We start from the raw sequence: 2451 nt of genomic DNA, 5'->3' as shown, positions 1-2451 counted from the left end.
TCGCCCACAACCTTTTCCGCAACGCTCCTGGCACAAAGTCTATTCGCCTGCGACGCAAATGTGCCGCCTGGGACGACGACTTCCTGGCCAGCCTCGTGACCGCATAACCGTTCACCCGATTCCCCTGGCATCCAGGCTGAGAGGTTCCAAGGTCCCTCTCGTGCGAAGAGCTGATCAACGCCAACAGTTGTTTTCCGCGACGGCCGCTCTCCGAGGTACCCCGGACGCGCCCGAATTTCTTAGCATGGGCCGGGACGGGGCCAAGAGTTGCCATCGGACACATTCACATACATTCCTTTTCGGCGAATTCTCGAACGCCTTGACCGTCTGAATTCGCCTCAGAGACGAGGCATGGTTCAAGATTATCTAGCAGGCGCTCCGGTGGCAAAGCTATGGTGACGAGTGTTCCTTCGCCCGGGACGCTATCGACCAGAAGGTCACCGCCGTGAAGTTCGGCCAGCGCAGATGTAACGTTCAACCCGAGCCCTGTTCCTTCGCCATGCCGCTGATCTGGCTTGTTCGCTTGCCCAAACTTCTCCAGGCTTTGTGCGACTTGTTCCGGCGTCATGCCACATCCGGTGTCCTCGACCCGGATCTGCACGGCCTTGTCGTCGGCGATCGCGCTCACGGTCACCCGGCCGCCTCGCGGCGTGAACTTGATCGCGTTGGTGACGAGGTTGAGCAGCATCTGTTTGAGCGCACGCTCATCGGCGCTCAGAACGAAGCCTGTCTCTCTAATGTCAAGGGTAACGCGTCCCTGAGAGGCCCTGCCGATGGTCAGCTTCCGTGTGCTGGAAAATACATCGTCCAGGCTAACCGGTACCTCTTCGAGGTCGAGACGGCCGGCCTCAATCTTCGATAGATCCAGAATATCATTGAGCAGCGATAGCAAGTGGCTGCCGCTGTCATGGATATCGCTTGCGTAGGTCCGGTAACGCGGGTTGCCCGGTCCCATGGCCTCGTCCCGGATCAACTCAGCAAAGCCGAGCACAGCATTGAGCGGTGTCCGGAGTTCATGGCTCATGGTCGCCAAAAACTCGGATTTGGCATTGTTCGCCTGATCGTGAGCGGCACGGGCGCTATCGGCCTCTGTCCGCGCGCGGATCAGCGCCCGCTCGTAAGCCCGGGCGCGGAACAACAAAAAGACGAGACCCAGACCGGCAAGGCCACCGATCAGAAACAGGTACTTCGTGCGCTCCCACCACAGCGCTGTCACCGCCCCATGAGGGACCGTCACCTGCACGAGAAGACCGTACAGCTCGCTGGTCATGCGCGCGTCAAGCGCCGTCGACCCGAAAACCGAAGGCACCAGCCCGCCGGTCGCCTGCGCGTCGTCGGCTGCCAGGCGCTGCTTTGGCACGTCTGCCGGATCGATGACGCCACTATCCGGATCGGCGCCCATCAGAACGACACCATCACGCCGGGCAACCGTAACCGAACAGCTATCGCATACGCTGTGCTCGCGAAGTTTCGGGATATAGTATGCCGGTTCCACGGCAGCCGTGATCACGCCACGAAACGAGTGCTCTGCTGCCATGAAGGGGCGGCTGACAGGGACGAACCACCGTCCCGTGTACTTCCCGGCAAGCGGTTTAGCGAGATGCAAACCTGCTGTTGCATTGAACGCATGCGCGCTGAAGTAGCCCCGATCGATCGAATCGTGCTGTGGTGTTGGCCATTTTCCCGAGTATATTTGCATGTATCCATTCTGATCGATGAACCATATCGAGCGAAGTTGCGGCAGCTCTTCAGCTATCTCATTGAGGTGACGCCAGATGGGTTGGTTGTTCGTGATGTCCGCCCAAGGCGTGACCTCATAACGATTTACCAGTTGTTGGAGAACAATATCGACCGCCTGAAATGTCCGGTCACTATACTCCGTGATAACGCGTGCGTGACTGCTCACCCCCGCCGGCAAGTAGGTCAGGCGGTGGCCTGGAGCATGATAGGTTGGCCAGCGAGGACCCGGCGGATGGCGGCGAGCGGGCTCAGGCCGTATAGGCGGCCGGTGTCGACGACGGAGCGCACGCCGGCGTAGAAAGCAGCGCCCCATTCGGCGTTAAAGCCTTGCGTGATCTTCCTGAAAATTACGGCCGGGCGGAGGTAGCGCTCGCTGGCGTTGTTGGTCGCCGGCACACCCGGGTTGGTGACGCACACGAACAGCTCGCAGCGCACGCGCCGGATCTGCCCGCGCAGCTTCTCACCTGCGTGGCTGTCCGATGGCCGCGTGACCAAGTCGTCAAGTTCGCGGTCGAGGCGACATCGGTACTGGTAGAGCGTGCTCTTCTGGAGATCCTCGCGCCGCCGGGCGATATCGACGGCACGCAGCAGGAGGTCCTTGAGCGGCGGGGCGAACACCGTGTCGCCGGCGTCGATGGCGTACTGCGCGTCCCGTAGCAGGTGGGCGAGGCAGAGCTGCCGGCTTTCACCGTGCCCGGTCTGCGCGGCGAA

At 61.2% G+C, this 2451-nt stretch carries 2 protein-coding genes; both read right to left on the bottom strand.

The window, feature by feature from the left end; genetic code table 11:
- Window positions 1-283: 283 nt before the first annotated feature.
- The gene (locus CKO28_RS29240) at window positions 284-1906 is read right to left on the bottom strand and encodes an ATP-binding protein (protein ID WP_200344619.1); all 1623 of its coding nucleotides are present in this window, start codon (window positions 1904-1906) and stop codon (window positions 284-286) included.
- A 17-nt stretch (window positions 1907-1923) separates the two neighbouring features.
- Window positions 1924-2451, bottom strand: a 528-nt coding sequence (locus tag CKO28_RS27240; protein WP_200344617.1) for an IS66 family transposase, incomplete at its 5' end; no start/stop codon positions are given.

The organism is Rhodovibrio sodomensis, assembly GCF_016583645.1.
GTDB lineage: Bacteria > Pseudomonadota > Alphaproteobacteria > Kiloniellales > Rhodovibrionaceae > Rhodovibrio > Rhodovibrio sodomensis.
This window is presented reverse-complemented; position numbering and strand designations above follow the sequence as displayed.